This window comes from Xanthomarina maritima (assembly GCF_008084905.1).
Taxonomy (GTDB): domain Bacteria; phylum Bacteroidota; class Bacteroidia; order Flavobacteriales; family Flavobacteriaceae; genus Xanthomarina; species Xanthomarina maritima.
In genome coordinates, this window is the sequence record NZ_VSFC01000032.1 from 82,384 (window position 1) to 100,483 (window position 18,100).

General features: G+C 29.1%; 19 protein-coding genes. 13 read left to right on the forward strand and 6 right to left on the reverse strand.

The genetic code is table 11. The annotated features are described in order from the left end of the window. Nucleotides 1-81: 81 nt before the first annotated feature. Nucleotides 82-645 carry an adenylosuccinate lyase gene (locus FVF61_RS06805; protein ID WP_148454682.1) on the reverse strand — a complete coding sequence of 188 codons (564 nt, stop codon included), beginning with the start codon at nucleotides 643-645 and terminating at the stop codon, nucleotides 82-84. Nucleotides 646-682: 37 nt separating this feature from the next. On the opposite strand from FVF61_RS06805, the gene FVF61_RS06810 reads away from it, so the two are divergent. Together FVF61_RS06810 and FVF61_RS06815 are read left to right on the forward strand one after the other, a co-directional pair. Beyond that, nucleotides 683-1,156 (forward strand): heme-binding domain-containing protein, encoded by a 474-nt coding sequence (locus tag FVF61_RS06810; protein ID WP_148454684.1) that lies wholly within the window; start codon nucleotides 683-685, stop codon nucleotides 1,154-1,156. A gap of 5 nt (nucleotides 1,157-1,161) precedes the next feature. Beyond that, entirely contained in the window at nucleotides 1,162-2,394 is a 1,233-nt protein-coding gene (locus FVF61_RS06815) for a glycosyltransferase family 4 protein (protein ID WP_148454686.1), read from the forward strand. A gap of 4 nt (nucleotides 2,395-2,398) precedes the next feature. Here FVF61_RS06815 and FVF61_RS06820 read toward each other — a convergent pair whose 3' ends face one another. Beyond that, on the reverse strand, nucleotides 2,399-2,956 hold the full coding sequence (locus FVF61_RS06820) for a thioredoxin family protein (RefSeq protein ID WP_148454688.1): 558 nt from the start codon (nucleotides 2,954-2,956) through the stop codon (nucleotides 2,399-2,401). A 128-nt stretch (nucleotides 2,957-3,084) separates the two neighbouring features. Here FVF61_RS06820 and FVF61_RS06825 point away from each other — a divergent pair, with 128 nt between their 5' ends. The 3 genes from FVF61_RS06825 to FVF61_RS06835 are packed head-to-tail and all read left to right on the forward strand — an operon-like array spanning nucleotide 3,085 to nucleotide 5,369. Next, nucleotides 3,085-3,423, forward strand: coding sequence for a tRNA-binding protein (locus FVF61_RS06825; protein WP_148454690.1), 339 nt, complete (start codon nucleotides 3,085-3,087; stop codon nucleotides 3,421-3,423). A 3-nt stretch (nucleotides 3,424-3,426) separates the two neighbouring features. Next, entirely contained in the window at nucleotides 3,427-4,341 is a 915-nt protein-coding gene (locus tag FVF61_RS06830) for a bile acid:sodium symporter family protein (RefSeq protein ID WP_148454692.1), read from the forward strand. After that, nucleotides 4,338-5,369, forward strand: coding sequence for a lysophospholipid acyltransferase family protein (locus FVF61_RS06835; RefSeq protein ID WP_233586728.1), 1,032 nt, complete (start codon nucleotides 4,338-4,340; stop codon nucleotides 5,367-5,369). Before FVF61_RS06830 ends, FVF61_RS06835 begins: the two co-directional genes overlap by 4 nt. Nucleotides 5,370-5,429: 60 nt before the next feature. Here FVF61_RS06835 and FVF61_RS06840 read toward each other — a convergent pair whose 3' ends face one another. Continuing rightward, the gene (locus tag FVF61_RS06840; RefSeq protein ID WP_148454694.1) at nucleotides 5,430-5,822 is read right to left on the reverse strand and encodes a PUR family DNA/RNA-binding protein; all 393 of its coding nucleotides are present in this window, start codon (nucleotides 5,820-5,822) and stop codon (nucleotides 5,430-5,432) included. A 142-nt stretch (nucleotides 5,823-5,964) separates the two neighbouring features. Further along, nucleotides 5,965-7,728, reverse strand: a complete 1,764-nt coding sequence (locus tag FVF61_RS06845; RefSeq protein WP_148454696.1) for an ABC transporter ATP-binding protein — start codon at nucleotides 7,726-7,728, stop codon at nucleotides 5,965-5,967. Nucleotides 7,729-7,871: 143 nt separating this feature from the next. Here FVF61_RS06845 and FVF61_RS06850 point away from each other — a divergent pair, with 143 nt between their 5' ends. The 6 genes from FVF61_RS06850 (at nucleotide 7,872) to FVF61_RS06875 (ending at nucleotide 12,592) form a co-directional block, all read left to right on the forward strand. Next, nucleotides 7,872-8,975: a Glu/Leu/Phe/Val family dehydrogenase gene (locus tag FVF61_RS06850; protein WP_148454698.1), complete on the forward strand. Its 1,104-nt coding sequence runs from the start codon at nucleotides 7,872-7,874 to the stop codon at nucleotides 8,973-8,975. A 133-nt stretch (nucleotides 8,976-9,108) separates the two neighbouring features. Beyond that, entirely contained in the window at nucleotides 9,109-10,053 is a 945-nt protein-coding gene (gene nusB / locus FVF61_RS06855; RefSeq protein ID WP_148454700.1) for a transcription antitermination factor NusB, read from the forward strand. A 50-nt stretch (nucleotides 10,054-10,103) separates the two neighbouring features. Next, complete coding sequence (locus tag FVF61_RS06860) at nucleotides 10,104-10,676, forward strand: DUF1573 domain-containing protein (protein WP_148454702.1); 573 nt, start codon at nucleotides 10,104-10,106, stop codon at nucleotides 10,674-10,676. 4 nt (nucleotides 10,677-10,680) lie between these two features. Continuing rightward, the gene (gene yajC, locus FVF61_RS06865) at nucleotides 10,681-10,968 is read left to right on the forward strand and encodes a preprotein translocase subunit YajC (protein ID WP_148454704.1); all 288 of its coding nucleotides are present in this window, start codon (nucleotides 10,681-10,683) and stop codon (nucleotides 10,966-10,968) included. Nucleotides 10,969-11,101: 133 nt separating this feature from the next. Further along, nucleotides 11,102-11,425 carry a hypothetical protein gene (locus tag FVF61_RS06870; protein ID WP_148454706.1) on the forward strand — a complete coding sequence of 108 codons (324 nt, stop codon included), beginning with the start codon at nucleotides 11,102-11,104 and terminating at the stop codon, nucleotides 11,423-11,425. A gap of 129 nt (nucleotides 11,426-11,554) precedes the next feature. Further along, nucleotides 11,555-12,592 (forward strand): hypothetical protein, encoded by a 1,038-nt coding sequence (locus tag FVF61_RS06875; RefSeq protein WP_148454708.1) that lies wholly within the window; start codon nucleotides 11,555-11,557, stop codon nucleotides 12,590-12,592. Nucleotides 12,593-12,597: 5 nt separating this feature from the next. Here FVF61_RS06875 and FVF61_RS06880 read toward each other — a convergent pair whose 3' ends face one another. Beyond that, complete coding sequence (locus tag FVF61_RS06880) at nucleotides 12,598-13,194, reverse strand: YdeI/OmpD-associated family protein (protein ID WP_148454710.1); 597 nt, start codon at nucleotides 13,192-13,194, stop codon at nucleotides 12,598-12,600. Between the two features lie 10 nt (nucleotides 13,195-13,204). After that, nucleotides 13,205-14,443, reverse strand: a complete 1,239-nt coding sequence (gene pepT, locus FVF61_RS06885) for a peptidase T (protein ID WP_148454712.1) — start codon at nucleotides 14,441-14,443, stop codon at nucleotides 13,205-13,207. A gap of 199 nt (nucleotides 14,444-14,642) precedes the next feature. Between pepT and FVF61_RS06890 the strand changes: the two genes are divergently transcribed. Continuing rightward, nucleotides 14,643-16,991: a TolC family protein gene (locus FVF61_RS06890; RefSeq protein WP_148454714.1), complete on the forward strand. Its 2,349-nt coding sequence runs from the start codon at nucleotides 14,643-14,645 to the stop codon at nucleotides 16,989-16,991. A 10-nt stretch (nucleotides 16,992-17,001) separates the two neighbouring features. After that, nucleotides 17,002-18,093, forward strand: coding sequence for an efflux RND transporter periplasmic adaptor subunit (locus FVF61_RS06895; protein WP_233586729.1), 1,092 nt, complete (start codon nucleotides 17,002-17,004; stop codon nucleotides 18,091-18,093). Nucleotides 18,094-18,100 lie beyond the last annotated feature (7 nt).

The following is an 18,100-nucleotide window of genomic DNA, read 5'->3' on the forward strand; positions in this document are numbered from 1 at the left end:
GTTGTTTTTAGAAGATGCAAAGATAAGAAAATGATTTGCTATAGACGATTTTTTGATTTATGAATTTTTGAAGTTATTTAACTACTTTTTAATCTTTTTCAATATGTGCTTTGCTCTAGCTTTAAATCCGGAACTCTGCATTTGGAAATCGCGTTCTAAAATCATAACTAATTCAGGATGAATCCAATCAATATCTCTGCCAAGTAAATAAAGAGTATTCATAGAATAGGCTTTTGGAGCAATTTTCTCATCATTTATCATATAATCAAAACATACTTCTACAATTCTTTCAATATAAATAGGTTTTAATGCTGTTTGAATTTTATTCGTTTTTTTTGAATAAAAAGCTTTTACTAAATATTCACATATTTTGGCTATAGGTCTCACAGCAGAATCTAAATGAACCTTATGCATGTTTAAAGTAAAGGTATCTAAATATGGAATTAGGTATTCCAGTTTGTCGCCACACATAAACTCTAGAACCCAAGCAGCTCTACAAGAAACTTTATCATTAACCAGAAACAAAATATTTAATAACTCTGGAAGTAATTCAGGGTTATTAATAATTAAATTTGCATAGTAAATTCGTTTTTCACGAGAATGATTCACATAATTTAATTCATTATAAAGTTGATCTTTAGTCACAATAAATTCTTATTTTTAATTTCTAAAAATAGTTAAAATGAAAATTATTAAAAAGATATTACTCTTATTACTAATTGTAATAATTATTGCTCAATTTTTTGGGCCAGAAAAAAACGAAGGAGATTTAGCTTCGGTAGAACCTTTTTTAACTGAAACAAATCCTCCAGATAACATCAAAGCTATTTTAAAGGAAAGTTGTTTCGATTGTCATACGAATAGGACAAGATATCCTTGGTATAGTAATATAACACCAGTTAATTATTGGATGGCAGACCATGTTAAACATGGAAAAAAACATTTTGATATGTCAAATTGGGAAGGGAATTCTGTAAAGAAAAAAGACCATAAGTTTGAAGAACTTATAGAAATGGTTGAAGAAAAAGAAATGCCTTTACCTTCCTATACATGGACACATACAGAAGCAAAACTTTCAGATTCTCAGATAAAAGATATAGTGGAATGGGCTAAACAAGTACGATTTAAATACAGTTTAGAGCCAAGACCAGAATAAATTTTATGAGTAAAATACTTCTAATTATTGGATACGTTTGGCCAGAACCTAAAAGCTCTGCTGCTGGTAGTAGAATGTTGCAACTTATTCAATTGTTTCAATCTGAAAATTATAAAGTAACCTTTGCTAGTCCTTGTGCTAAAAGCGACAATGCTTTTAACCTTAAAAGTATTAATGTAAAACAAGTTTCCATAGAGCTTAATAATTCAAGTTTTGACGTATTTGTTAAAAATGTAAATCCAAATGTGGTTTTGTTCGATAGATTTATGATGGAAGAACAATTTGGCTGGCGAGTAGCAGAACAATGTCCAAATGCATTACGAATATTAGACACTGAAGATTTACATGGTTTACGAAAAGGCAGACAATTGGCCTTAAAAGATAAGAAGCCGTTCAGTTTATCTTATTTATTTAATGAGACTGCAAAGCGTGAAATAGCAAGTATTTATAGATGTGATTTAAGTTTGATTATTTCGGAAGCTGAAATGGCTATACTTAAAACAGATTTTCAAGTTCCTGAATCTCTATTGTGTTATTTGCCCTTTTTATTAGAAAAAATATCAAAGTCTAATATCGAAAAACTTCCTAAATTTGAAACAAGACAACATTTTATTTCTATTGGTAATTTTCTTCATGAACCAAATTATAATGCTGTATTGTATTTAAAAGAAACCATTTGGCCACTTATTAGAAAACAGCTGCCAAAAGCAGAATTACATGTTTATGGAGCTTATACACCACAAAAAGTAAATCAATTACATAACGAAAAGGAAGGTTTTTTAATTAAAGGCTTTGCTGAAGATGTTTCAGAAGTGATGCAAAATTCAAAAGTATGTTTAGCTCCAATAAGGTTTGGAGCAGGATTAAAAGGTAAGTTAATTGATGCTATACAAAACGGAACACCTTGTGTAACTACAACAATTGGAGCAGAAGCCATGTTTGGAAGGCTGGAACCAAATGGTTTTATAGAAGATGATTCACAAGAATTTGCAAACAATTGTGTCTTATTATATACAGATGAAAAAGTTTGGAGGGAAAAGCAGACAAACGGCTTTGAGATTATTTACAATCGTTTCCAAAAATCACACTTTCAGAAAAAATTTAAAAATAGAATAGAAGTTACTATCAATCAATTAGAAAGTCATCGAATTCACAATTTTACAGGACAAATGCTGCTACATCAAAGTATGCAAAGCACGAAGTATCTAAGTAAATGGATTGAAGAGAAAAACAAATAAATTATTATTCTTTCCACTTAATATTACAACCTATACTTGGTTTTTGAGTATGTGTATTTTTTTTGTTTTCAATAATACAATGTATGGCATGACGTAAATCTGCTCCAGTTACAGGAATATCATTACCAGGTCTTGAATTGTCTAATTGCCCTCTATAAACCAATTTTAAATTTTTATCAAATACATAAAAATCAGGAGTGCAGGCAGCTTCATATGCTTTTGCAACCTCTTGGGTTTGATCGTACAAATATGGAAAAATAAAGCCTTGATTTATAGCGTTTTGTTTCATTAATTCTGGCGAATCTTCAGGATAATTCTCAACATCGTTACTTGAAATAGCTATAAAGTTTACACCCTTACTTTTGTAGTCTTTTGCCAAAGTAACTAATTCGTTATTTACATGTTTTACAAAAGGACAATGATTACAAATAAACATGATTACTGTTGCTTGTAGTCCTTTTAATTCATTTAAAGTGAATAACTTTCCTGATACTGTATCTAATAATTTAAAGTCTGGAGCTTTTGTTCCTATGGGAATCATATTTGAAGGAGTTCTTGCCATAATTTTTTTACATTAATATTACAAATAGAAACTACAATTTTATAATCAATATTCCAAATGGTCAAGAATTAGTTGGATATACTTATATTGCAATTTATTATATAATTTACCAACTAACTTAAATTTAAATGACTAGTAGTACCATTCAATTTGACGATTTTGTAAAAGTAGATTTACGCGTAGGAACTATTGTTGAAGTTGCAGATTTTCCAGAAGCAAGAAACCCAGCCTATCAATTAATTATAGATTTTGGAGAATTAGGTATTAAAAAATCATCGGCACAAATAACCACACTTTATAAAAAAGAAGATTTATTAAACAGACAAATTGTTGCAGTTGTAAATTTCCCCAGAAAACAAATTGCATCTTTTATGAGTGAATGTCTGATTTTAGGAGCAGTTGACGGAAAAGATGTTATACTTTTAAAACCTGAAATAAAAGTTAAAAATGGTTCAACTGTTTTATAATCTATGCAAGAACTAGACAACGTAAAAATTAATTTTGATAATCAAGGGCTTTGGGTTTTAAATGTTGCATTAGCTATTATTATGTTTGGTGTTGCTTTAGGAATAAAACCTGACGATTTTAAACGTTTATTTAAACAACCAAAGCTAGTTTTAATTGGTGTTTTACTACAATTTGTTTTGTTACCATTTATTACTTTCTTGCTCATTATATTAATAAAGCCGCAACCAAGTATTGCTTTAGGTATGATGATGGTTGCTGCATGTCCAGGTGGAAATATTTCAAACTTTATGACGCATTTGGCAAATGGAAATGCAGCCCTTTCGGTGAGTTTAACAGCTTTTGCCACATTTATAGCTGTGTTTATGACACCTTTTAACTTTCAGTTTTATGGATATTTGTATGAGCCAACATCAGAATTATTAAAGCAGGTAGAATTAAATCCATTCGAGCTTTTAAAATTAGTGACTTTAATTCTTGGAATACCATTAATATTAGGAATGCTTTTTAGAGCTAAATATGATAAACTTGCTATTTTAATTTCAAAGCGATTAAAACCACTTTCAATTTTAATCTTTGTTATAATTGTTGTTATCGCTTTTTATAATAATCTAGAAGTATTTAACAAATATGCTCATCATGTTGTTGGAATTGGAATTGTACATAATTTAATAGCTATATTATTAGGGTTTACAATAGCTAAAGTTTTCAATTTATCATTCGAAAACCAGAAAACTTTAGCGATAGAAACTGGAATTCAAAATTCTGGTTTAGGCTTGTTGTTAATATTTACTTTTTTTAATGGGTTAGGAGGTATGGCACTTATGGCAGCATTTTGGGGTGTTTGGCATATAGTTTCCGGGTTGATTATTTCATATTATTGGTCTACAAAGGATAAGAAAATACTAGAACTATCTTGAAAAAACTCTGGTTACATACTGTTAGAATTTATTTAACTATTGGATTATTCTTTTATTATAAAAAAATTAAAGTCGTTAAAGAAAGTAAGATTCCAAAGGAGAAGTCAGTTATTTTTCTATCCAATCATCAAAATGCTTTAATTGATGCCTTACTTATAGCTACTACATCTGGTAGATTTTCTTATTTTTTAACTAGAGCTAGTGTGTTTAAAAAACCTTTAGTATCTAAATTGTTACATAGTGTCAACATGTTGCCTGTTTACAGAGTTAGAGATGGTTGGAGTACTATTAGTAAAAACAATTATATTTTTAAAACTTGTACTGAGAAGCTTAAAAAAAATGGAGCTGTTGCTTTATTCCCTGAAGGAAATCATCATATCAATAGAACCGTAAGACCTTTAAGTAAAGGGTTTACAAGAATAATATTTGAAACTTTAAGTGCGTATCCAGATATAGATTTACAAATGATTCCTGTTGGAATTAATTATCAAGAAGGAACAACTTTTGGAGATAGTGTTGCTTTATATTATGGAAATCCAATTTCAACAAAATCTATAGTATCAAAATTTTCAAATGAAGAGATTGTAGCTTTAAGGCAAACCGTTCAATATAAAATTAAAGAATTAACAACGCATATTGAAGACAACACTTATAATGAAACTATTAAAAAATTGCATGCCTTAAATGTTGATTATTTAAGCCCAAAAAAAGTAAATAGGTGTATAGAATCTAATTTTCATGAATGTGAATCAAAACCAATAAAAGGGAATAATTTGATAAAGCAGTTTTTTACTAGAATTCTAATTTTAAATTTGATTTTACCTTTTATAATCTGGAGATTTTATATAAAACCAAAAATTAAAGAAGTAGAGTTTATAGCAACTTTTAGATTTACTATAGCTATAACTCTAGTGCCTATTTGGATATTATTTTGTAGTTTAATTTTTGTATTTAATTTAGGTTTAATATATGGTTTAACTTATTTTATTACTGTCTTTTTAATTGCTTTGTTAAGTGTAAAACTTTAACGAATAACAATAAAAAATCCATTGCATGTGCAATGGATTTTTTATAAGAGATATATGTTTCTAAATATCGTCGAAATCTACATCAGTAAATTTATCTGTTGAAGTATCACCTTCAGATTTTGCTTCAACAGTTTCAGTTTCTGATTCATATTCTTTTTTAAAATCTTTTTGATGACGCTCGCTAATTACTTCATCCCCTTTTTCATTAATGATGTAATCGGTCATTTCGTTTAAAATACTATTAAACTCAGTAAAATCTTCTTTGTATAAATAGATTTTATGTTTTTTATAATGAAACGATCCATCATCGTTTGTAAATTTCTTACTTTCTGTAACAGTTAAGTAATAATCTCCTGCTTTTGTTGATCTAACATCAAAGAAGTATGTTCTTCTTCCAGCTCTTAATACTTTAGAAAAAATCTCTTCTTTCTCCATCATATCATTATTATTCATAATCGTATTGTTATTAAAATAGTTTTTCAAAAATCTAAAAAAAACATTTACCAACCAACAAATTATGTTATTTCTTTTATTCTTATTGAATTAATTAAGAAAGCTTTACTTCTATATAGTGAAAATGAAGTGTTTAACAAGTTTAATTGTTAGTGCTAGAAGTTTCACTTAGCTGCTTTAAATAAAGGTGTTTGTAAAAGCCATCAACATTTAATAAAGATTCATGACTTCCAGATTGAACTATTTTCCCTTTGTCTAGAACAATTATTTTATCAGCATTTTTAGCAGAAGAAACACGATGACTTACAATTATTGTAGTTTTATCTTTAGCCAAATTATTTAAATGTTTTAAAATTTTCTCTTCAGTTTCTGTGTCTACAGCAGAAAGGGAATCGTCTAGTAATAGAATTTTTGGATCCTTAATGATGGCTCTTGCAATAGAAACACGTTGTTTTTGTCCACCAGAAAGTGTGATGCCTCTTTCGCCTAAAATAGTATTATAACCTTTAGAGAAACCCATAATATTTTTATGTACTTGGGCATATTTGGCTGCTTGAATAACTTCATCTTCTGTTGCATCTTCTTTTCCAAACTTAATATTGTTATTTATTGTGTCAGAAAATAAAAAAGCATCTTGAGGTACATAGCCTATACTATCTCTTAAACTAGTTAAATTTAGTTTGTCTATAGGTGTGTTATCTATTAGTAATTCACCAGAATCAATATCATAAAGTCTTCCAATTAAATCTAAAATAGTTGATTTGCCAGAGCCAGTTTTACCAATAATAGCTAAAGATTTACCTTGTTCTAAAATAAACGAAATTCCTTTTAGAGCTTCAATATTGGTATCGCTATATGTAAAATGAACATTTTTAAATTCTATATTTCCAGTGATTTTTGATGGTTCTAATATGGTATTTTTAATCTCAGGTGTTATATTTAAAAACTCATTAATTCGTTTTTGTGAAGCTTCTGCTTGCTGAACAATTGAAGTTACCCAACCTACTGTAGCTACAGGCCAAGTTAACATATTTACATAAATAATAAATTTGGTAATAACACCTAATGTTATTTCGCCATTAATGTATTGTAATCCTCCAATATAAATTACAATCAAATTACTTATACCAATAAGTAAAATCATCATTGGAAAGAAAAAAGCATTTATTTTAACAAGGTTTAGTTGCTTCTGTTTACTGGTTTGAGATAATTCATTAAAATTATTAGAAGTTTGATCTTCTAAACCGTAAGCTTTTATAATAGAAATACCGCTAAAGGTTTCTTGTGTTGAAGAAGATAAGTGAGATAAATATTCTTGAACTATCGTGCTGCGTCTATGAATTTCTTTGCTTAATTTATATATAATAAACGATAATATTGGTAAAGGAATAATAGTATATAATGTTAATGAAGGAGCTTGTTTGTACATAAAACCAATAGAGATAACAAATAAAGTAATGGTGTTGATACTATACATAATCGCTGGGCCAACATACATACGTACACGTCCAACATCTTCACTAATTCTATTCATTAAATCTCCAGTTCTATTATTTTTATAAAACTTTAGTGAGAGTTTCTGATAATGCTGATAGATTTCATTTTTTAAATCGAATTCAATATATCGAGAGACATTAATAATAGTCTGTCTCATAAAAAATGTCAAAATTCCAGTTATTAAAGCAGCTCCAATAATATATAGAATATTAATTAGCAATTCTTTTTTTACAACAGCTTTATCTGTAATAACACCTTGAATATAGTCGTTAACAACATCTATAGAAGAGCCAATAAGCTCAGGAGTGAATAAGAGAAATATTTTTGAAACGATGGTAATTAAAATACCAATAATTAGTTGCCATTTATATTTAAAAAAATACTTATTAAGGTGTTGTAATTCTTTCATTTAGCTTTTTAAAACAGATAAAGTTTTTAACAATTTCGCATTTTATCATTAATAATTTGTGTAAACCTTAATAATGGATTAATTTTGCGCGTTGTTTTTAAAAAATCATTAAACACAACCTTTAACATTAAATAAATAATTAAATGGTTACAGACGTTATCAACGCAAACGAACTTCACAAAGCAGACCCAGTTTTTGGTCAACTTTCATTTGATAATCATGAGCAAGTTGTGTTTTGCAACGACAAAGATACAGGATTAAAAGCAATAATTGGAATCCACAATACAGTATTAGGTCCAGCACTTGGTGGAACTAGAATGTGGAATTATACCAACGAATGGGAAGCCTTAAACGATGTACTTCGTTTATCAAGAGGAATGACTTTTAAGTCTGCAATTACAGGTTTAAATTTAGGAGGAGGTAAAGCCGTTATTATTGGTGATGCTAAAACTCAAAAAACTCCAGAGTTGATGAAAAAATTCGGTGAATTTGTTCATTCATTAAGTGGAAGATATATTACAGCTGAAGATGTTGGAATGGAAACATCTGATATGGATTTGGTAAGACAAGTAACACCTTATGTTACTGGTATTTCAGAAGAATTAGGTGGAGCTGGAAATCCATCTCCTATAACTGCTTATGGTGTTTTTATGGGAATGAAAGCAGCAGCTAAATTTAAATTTGGTTCAGATGTATTAGAAGATAAAAACATTTTTGTTCAAGGTATTGGTAATGTTGGAGAAGCACTTGTAGAGCATTTAGTAGACGAAGGGGCTAAAGTAACTATTGCAGATATTAGCCAAGATCGTCTAGAAGCTATTAAAAAGAAATATGGTGTTACCATTTATGGTGGAAACGACTTGTATTCTGAGGATATGGATATCTATGCACCTTGTGCACTTGGAGCAACAATAAATGATGATACCATCTATAAATTAAAAGCAAAAGTGATTGCCGGAGCAGCAAACAACCAATTAGCTGTTGAAGAAAAGCATGGAAAGATACTTCAAGAAAGAAATATTGTCTATGCACCAGATTTTTTAATTAATGCAGGTGGAATTATTAATGTGTATGCAGAGTTAGAAGGTTACGATAAAAAAGAAATTATGCGTAAAACCGAGAATATTTATAACACAACGTTAGAGATATTAACTAATGCTAAAACACATAATATTACTACAAATCACGCAGCATTGAACATTGCTCAAAATAGAATTGAGACAAGAAAAAAAGAGAATAAGAGATAATTCTTTAAAATAATATTATTTTTGCGAGGCGAAAGTTGATCTTAACTTTCGCCTCTTTAATTAAAAATTAAATTGAAATCAACTTTTAAGTTAATTTCAAAAACATATTAATTTATTAAAGTTCTTTGTACATATGCTTAACAGAAGACATATTAGAATAAAAGTCATGCAAACTATTTATTCCTTTCAAGGAGGAGAAAGCGATAGTTTTGATAAAGAACAAAAGTTCTTATTATACAGTCTAGATAATATTTACAACTTGTATTTATTAATGATGTCTTTACTTATTGAAGTTCAAAAAAGAGCAGAAGACCATTTAGAAAAATCGAGTAAAAAACATTTAGCAACAAAAGAGGAGAAAAATCCAAATAAGAAGCTGATAAACAATCAGGTGCTTCTTATGTTAAAAAACAATGTTCTTCTTAATGACGAATTCGAACGACGAAAAATTAGTAATTGGGAGTTAGATTCAGAATACGTTGAAATTATTTTTCGTGAAATTTTAGCAAGCGAATTATATTCTGAATATATGCAAACCAAAACATCTAATTTTAAAGAAGATAAAAAGTTTGTTATTGATATATTTAGCGAAATTATAGCTCCAAATAATAAGCTATACGACTATCTTGAAGATAAAAACTTAACTTGGATAGACGATTTGCCAGTTGTAAACACTGCCATTTTAAAACTATTGCGCAAGGTTAAAGAACAGTCTAATGAAGCATATTTTTTACCAAAACTATATAAAGATATAGAAGACAATGAATATGCCATAGATTTATTTAAAAAAACGCTTCTTAATCAATTTAAATTCGGTGAAATAATTCAAGATAAAACACAAAATTGGGACACAGAAAGAATAGCAAGTTTAGATACAGTGCTCTTAAAAATGGCTATTTGCGAAATACAAAAATTCCCGACTATACCAGTAAAAGTAACTATAAATGAGTATTTAGAAATAGCCAAAGAATACTCTACTCCTAAGAGTAGTATTTTTATAAATGGTATTTTGGATAAGCTAGTTAAAGAATATCAAGAAAGCGATACTTTAAATAAAACAGGTAGAGGGTTGATGTAATTAGAAATAATTATTACTTTTACAATCTTAATTTAAAAAAATAATTTATTATGAAAAAAGCAATCTTAGGGTTATCAGCTCTATGTTTAATAGCATTTACTTCTTGTAAAGAAGATGCTTCGAAAAAAATTAATGAAGAAAATGTTGCAGTTGCAGCAGAAAGAGATGCTAATTCATCAAAATTTCCAGTAATTACATTTGACAAAACAACACATGATTTTGGCGAAATTGAAGCTAAAGAGAATGTAGAAACTGTTTTTAATTACACTAATACAGGAGAATCTCCTTTAGTAATTACAGATATTAAAAGTTCTTGTGGATGTACCGTTCCTCAAGACTGGAGTAAAGAGCCATTAAATCCAGGAGATAAAGGACATTTTACAGTTAAGTTTAATGGATCAGGAGCAAATAAAGTATCTAAAACAGTTACAATTACTGCAAATACTGAAACTGGTAAAGAAACTGTAACTATTTCTGCTTTTGTAAAGCCAGATCCTAATGCACCAGTAAAAGCACAAGCTCAAGCTCCTGCAATTGGAGGTAGCCCAATGGCAGCACCTGCAGCTGGAGCACCAAAAAAATCTAGTACGCAACCTGGTCACGAAGGTCATAACCACGATTAATTAAATGGGAGAAGGTATTAGTAGTTTTTTGCCGTTTATTTTAATGTTTGTAGTTGTGTATTTCTTTATGATTGCACCACAAATGAAACGACAAAAACAAGAAAAAAAATTCGCTGCAGAATTAAAACGTGGCGATAAAGTAATTACCAAAAGTGGCATGCATGGTAAGGTTGTTGAATTAAATGATAATGATGCTAGTTGTGTTATTGAAACATTAGCAGGAAAAATTAAATTCGATAAATCTGCAATTTCTATGGAAATGAGTAAAAAACTCAATAAAATAGAAAAATAATATTACATGTAAATTTTTAAAAAAAAACCATTCATTTGTTTGAATGGTTTTTTTGTATTTTTTATATAAATCAGCAATATTAGTACTTTAAAATTTGTAATCATAAAAAATAATTCTATGTAGTTTAATTCTTTTGTTTGCAATTCATACAGCAACTTCTCAAGTACTTTTATCCTTGATATTTGGAGATAAATTAAATTCTACAGATTTAGAATTTATAATTGAAGGTGGTTTAAATTGGTCAGCCATATCAGGATTGGATGCTTCCTATATATTTACAACTTTTATTTTGGATTTTATTTTATTCAAAGTAAAAAAAATCCATATATTTACCAATGTATTGGTGAAATATAAATTAGGAATCAATAAATTTAGTGAATCTGATATAGAAGCAGCTGGAGTTGATTTAATAAATGAAGATGGAGTATATGTAGATTCAGTTAGTATATATAGTTAAATAATAAATTATTTTTTGGTATCTGTTTCTATCTGTTACTTGACCAATAGGAGCTAAAAAAAGTATGAAAGCACGTGAAAGTAAGGATACTACTAAAACACCATTAAAATCTGAATTGAAAAGTTAAATATGAAATTGAAACACCTTATTCTTATAAATTTAATTGCCTGCTTTTTTGTTCAGTCAATTCAAGCGCAACAACCAAAAACTAAAATTAGACCTAAATTCGAAGCCTATAGAGACAGCTTAAAACATGTAAATTATGATCAGTTTTTTCCTATTTGGGGAAAAAAAGCATATTCTAAAGGATTCGATATACCTTATCCTATTGGCGTTATGGCTAATTTTGTTTGGATGGATCAAGGAATATCTATTACTAACCTTCAATTAGGTCTTGAAACAAGTAATGTTGATATAGGTTTAACACCTATTGATTTTATTCAATTTGGTAATAATACAAATACATCTTATAGTGTCAATTTCCGACCAGATGTTTGGGTATTTCCCTTTCTAAACGTGTATGGCCTTTTAGGATATGGACAAACAAGAACAGAAGTAAATTTAGTTTATCCAATAAATTTGCGTTCGGTTGTTGAACAAAATATATCTACTTACGGTATTGGAATCATGGCAGCTGGAGGATTAGGACCTGTATTTTTCTCATTGGATGCCAATTTTACTTGGAATAAACCGGAATTATTAGATAAAGCAGTTCCAGTTAGAGTTGTTGGAATTAGAATTGGACACAGTTTCGTTTTTAATAACAAACCTCAAAGTAATTTTGCAGTTTGGGTAGGTGCTATGTTTATGGAAACAGGAAATGATACTTCTGGGCAGTTATTATTAAGTGAAGCCTTACCGTCTTCAGATGGTACTAAAAGGGATCAAATTGTAGCTAATTATAATGATTGGTATGATAATGAAGCTACCATTCCAGAAAAAGTAATTGCCGATCGTGTTCTAACACCAATTATAGATCGTCTGGAAGCGGCAGATGGAAGTGCGATAATTAAGTATGGTCTTGATAAACAAGTGGAACAAAAATGGAATGGTATTCTTGGAGCCCAATTTCAATTTAACAAACATTGGCAGTTAAGAACGGAAGGTGGTATATTGGGTAATAGAAAGTCCTTTTTGTTATCGTTGAATTATCGTTTTTTATTGTAGACTAGCTAGCAATTTTTATACTTGTCATGTAAACCAATGCCTTTTAAAATCATTGGTTTTATTTTTTCTATTCTAGATAATTTAGTAGCATTTTTTTTTGCTGTTTCTATATGCTCGCAATACTCACGTTGTTTTCCTAGTGTAAGCAATTTAAAGGCATCAAATAAGGCTGAATTAGCATTTAACTCATTTAAAAGTTCTTTAGGGATAGTAACCGATTTACCTTTGCGTTCTGGTTTTATTTCTTTGCCTAACTTCTGGTTTTCTATAGCTTCTTTTATATAAGCTAAAACAATATTTTTATCAATATCATCTATAGAATTAAAACGCATTTGTCTTAATCCTTTAGTTTTTTCTTGAGCTTGCTCTAAAAGCTTGTTTCCATCTTTTAAAAAGACTCCATTAAAAAACCAAATTCCAAAATGATTTTTAAAAGCACCAAGTCCAACTACATTTTTACCATCTAAAGCATAAACAGGAGAACTCCATTTAATGGTTTCTTCCAATTCGGTAATATTAATAATATCTCTTAGGATATTTAATGATTCACCAAATTGAGCATGGTTTTCAATGTATTCTTCTACAGAGGATATTTTTTTCAAACTAGTAAATTTATTTTTTAAGTGCTGTCAACTCAGCAATTTTACAAATAACTTCAGTGGCCTTTATCATGCTTTCAACTGGAACATATTCATAACGTCCATGAAAGTTGTGGCCTCCAGCAAAAATGTTAGGACAAGGTAATCCCATATAACTTAATTGAGAACCATCTGTGCCACCACGAATAGCTTTAATTAATGGCTTGATGTCTAATTGTTTCATAGCTTCTTCAGCAATATCTACAATGTGCATAACAGGTTCTACCTTTTCTTTCATATTAAAATATTGATCTTTTATTTCCGTAGTAATTACCTCTCTTTCATATTGCTCATTAATATCGTTGGTTAATTTTAACATGACTTCTTTTCTGGCTTCAAAATGTTCTCTATCATGATCTCTAATAATGTATTCTAAAACCGTCTCTTCAACTTCACCTTGAATAGAGTATAAGTGAAAAAAGCCTTCGTAACCTTCTGTATGTTCTGGTGTTTCTAGTCTTGGTAACGAGTTTATAAACTCGGTTGCTATATACATAGAATTCACCATTTTTCCTTTAGCATAACCAGGATGCACAATTTTTCCTTTTACTTTTACAACAGCTCCAGCAGCATTAAAATTCTCATATTCCAATTCGCCAATTTGGCTGCCATCCATGGTATAAGCCCAATCTGCTCCAAACTTTTCAACATCAAATTTGTGAGCACCACGACCAATTTCTTCATCTGGAGTAAAACCTACACGAATAGGACCATGTTTAATTTCTGGATGATTTATTAAGTATTCCATAGCCGAAATAATTTCTGTAATTCCAGCTTTATCATCAGCTCCTAAAAGGGTTGTGCCATCTGTAGTTATAAGTGTTTGACCTTTGTAAAGTAATAAGTCTTCAAAATAATCTGGTGATAATACAATGTCTTCTTCAGCATTTAAAATTATTTCTTTTCCATTATAATTCTCAACAATTTGTGGTTTTACATTGGCTCCTGTAAAATCTGGTGTGGTATCAAAATGCGAAATAAATCCTATGGTTGGAACATGGTGAGATACATTACTTGGTAACGTTGCCATAATGTATGCGTTATTATCTATAGTAATATCTTGCATACCAATAGTTTTTAGTTCTTTAACTAATTTATTGGCTAAATCCCATTGTTTGGCTGTACTTGGTGTGGTATCACTTTTTGGATCGGACTCTGTATCGATAGTTACATAGCTTATAAATCGATTTATAATGTGTTGTTTGTTTATCATTTGATAATGAGAATTTATGTTAGTTTAGATGTTCAAAAATACTATTAAAATTCTAAATATTGGGATTGGTTTTCTTCTATACTTGTTTCTTAGTATACTTTTAGTAAAGTAAAAAAGTTAAAAAACACCATCGTTTATCGGTGTTTGTAATTAATTAAATATTATTTTTATCAAAATTAAGCCTAAAAATAACAGAGAAATGCGCTTCATATTATGTATCATTTTTTTATTTGCAATAAATGCAATTAGTTTTAGTCAAACTAAAACTTTTAAAGTTGGATTTCTTTTAGATAAAAGCTCAGTCGAAACAGATTTATTATTAGACCATCTTGAGGAAGAAATTACAGATGTAGTAGGTGAAGATGCAATTATAGAATTTTCTAAAGAATACAGACTTGTTAATAATAATAACGAACAACTTGCATTAGAAAATTATAAACTTATTACTAATAAAGTAGATATTATTATAGCTTTTGGTAACTTTAACAATGAAGTTTTAACTGAAATAAATACTTATGAAAAACCAACTATTTTATTTGGTGTAGTAAGTGATAAACTTTTAGAGAGATCGCAATTTAGTTCTCCTAAAAAAATTAAAAATTTTACTTCAATTGTTACCATACTATCATATCAAGAAGATTTACATATTTTAAATGAACTAGTAGCCCCTAAAAGAATTGGAGTTCTTATTGAACAAGAATTTTTAAATAGTGAAATTGTTGATCAAGTATTTACAGACATAGAAAAAGAATTAGAAGTAGATTTAGAATTTATAACGTATAAAAATTTAGAAGATATAATAAATAATGTAGATGGGTTTGATGCAGTATATCTGGTAGGAGGTTTTTATTTTACGGAAAATGAAATTAAACGCTTAGCAGAAGTTTTAATAGATAAAAAAATAGCATCTTTTACTTCAACACATGCCAGAGATGTAGAATTTGGATTATTAGCTACTAATAATGACCAATCAAGTTACGAACAATTTTATAGAAGAGTTGCATTAAGTGTAGAGTCTATTGTAGTTGGCGAAGAGTTTGAAGAAGTTTCAACGTTATTGGAATTAAATAAAAGCTTAACTCTAAATATTAATACAGCCAATAGAATTGGAATTCCACTTAAATATAGTTTAGTTCCATCAACAAATTTTGTTGGAGATTTTTCATTAACGTATGTTGATAAAAAGTATTCTTTAGTAGACGTTATGAAAGAATCTATTGAAGAAAATTTAATTCTTAAAACATTTAAGCAAGATGTGTTAATTTCAGATGAGGATGTAAAATATGCTAAAAGTAATTATTTGCCAGATGTTTTTGGGAGTGTTTCTGGAAACTATGTAGATCCTGAAATGGCAGCAGCTTCTAATGGACAAAACCCAGAATTAACAACAAGTGGGAATATTTCTTTGTCTCAAACCATTTTTTCTGAATCTGCTAATGCAAATATTAGCATACAAAAAGCTTTATATGAAGCTCAAAAAGAGAATTATAATAGTGAAGAATTAAATACGGTTTTTAATGCAACAACAGCTTATTTTAATGCACTTATTTTAAAAGCAAATTTTCTAATACAGAATAAAAACTTAGATTTAACAAAGCGAAACTTACAAATAGCAGAACAGAATTTTGAAGCAGGACAGACTGGTAAATCAGATGTTTTAAGGTTTAGAAGTGAACTTGTTCAGAACGTTCAGCAAGATATTGAAGCTTACAACTTACTTCAACAAGGGTATTTACAATTAAATGAAATATTAAACAATCCTATTTCAACTAAAATAGATGTAAATGATACCGAATTAAACGAAGGTGTTTTTAAAAATTATAATTATCATCAATTTAGTGAGTTTTTAGATAGTCCTAAACTTAGAGAACCTTTTATTGCTTTTCTTGTTCAAGAAGGATTAGCAAATTCACCAGAATTAAAGTCTCTCGACTTTAATTTAAAAGCAACAGAAAGAAGTGAAAAACTATATGGAACAGGAAGATTTTTACCAACCTTAGCATTACAAGGACAATACAATTATACATTTAGTAGATCTGGAGAAGGAAGTACGTTTCCTCCTATATTTACTACACCACCAGATGGGTTTTATAATGTTGGTGTGAGTTTGTCTCTTCCTATATTTAATCAAAACAAACAAAATATAAATCAGCAAATTGCCACCATTCAAAAGGAGCAGATACAAACAACTACAGAAAGTTATAAATTAACTATTGAGAGAAATATCAACGATGCTGTTTTACAGCTTATAAACCAAATTTCAAATATTGAGTTATCTAAAGTGTTTGAAGAAACAGCAAGAGAAGTATTAGATTTAACGCAAACATCTTATGCTAATGGAGCAGTAAATATTGTGCAATTATTAGATGCACAAAACAATTATTTACAAGCCCAATTAGAAAGTTCAACAGCAACATATAATTATTTATTAAGTTCCTTACAATTAGAAAGATATTTAGGGAATTTCTTTTTACTTGAAACTGAAGAGGAAAAACAAGCATTTATTGCTCGTTTTTTAGAATTTGAAAATAACTTAACTGACAATTAATAAAAGAATTATGAAGTATATAAAAATGTTTAAATTACTATCCCTAGCAGGCTTGATATTGATTTCTAGTTGTGGAAAAAAAAATGAAGAAGTAACTAAAGAAGTATTTCGACCTGTAAAATACACAGAAGTTAAATTATCTGGTGGAGAAAAAACAAGAGGATTTAGTGGTACAGCAAAAACAGAGAAGATTATAAATTTAAGTTTTAGAAACACTGGTATTATTGTAATGCTTGACATGAAACTAGGTCAGAAAGTAAAAAAAGGTGATTTATTATCACAACTAGATAATGTGCAAGCTAGACTTAATTATGAAAGTGCTATTGAGTCTAAAAATAGTGCTGAATCTCAAATGAATACAGCAAAATTAAGTTTAAATAGAGTAAGGACTTTATTTGAAAAAGGGAGTACATCTTTAAGCGATTATGAATCTGCAAAGAATTCTTATAGAACAGCAGTTGCAAGTTTTGAATCATCAAAACGAAGTGTTGCAATTCAAGAGGAACAAATAAAATTCGGATATTTATATGCACCAGAAGATGGCTCTATAGCCTCTGTAGTTGCAGAAGTTGATGAAAATGTGTCCCCAGGTCAAACTATAGGAGTTTTAAATGCAGGTACAGCAATTGAAATTGAAATAGGATTACCAGAAAGTGTAATTAATAATGTTCATAAAGACATGCCAGTAAAAGTTTCTTTTACAGCAATTGAAGATAAAATATTTGATGCTCTAGTTTCTGAAGTATCGTCATCCTTAGATAATAATACATCAACTTACCCAATAAGAGTAACCATTATTGATAAAGATGAACGAATTAAGAGTGGAATGGCAGCAAGTGTCGTTTTTGATTTTGGGTCAGTTGTTTCAAACGAAAAGCAATTGGTTATTCCACCAGTAAGTGTTGGTGAGGATGGCGACAACAGATTTGTGTTTTTAATCCAAGGCTCAGAAGATAGTTACACTATAAAAAAACAGCCTGTAAAACTAGGCGAATTAACTTCTGAAGGATTTATTATTAAAACAGGATTAGAAGAAGGTCAAAAAATAGCAACTGCAGGATTGCAAACCCTTCTAGATGGACAAAAAGTTAAATTAAATTAAGCGCAAA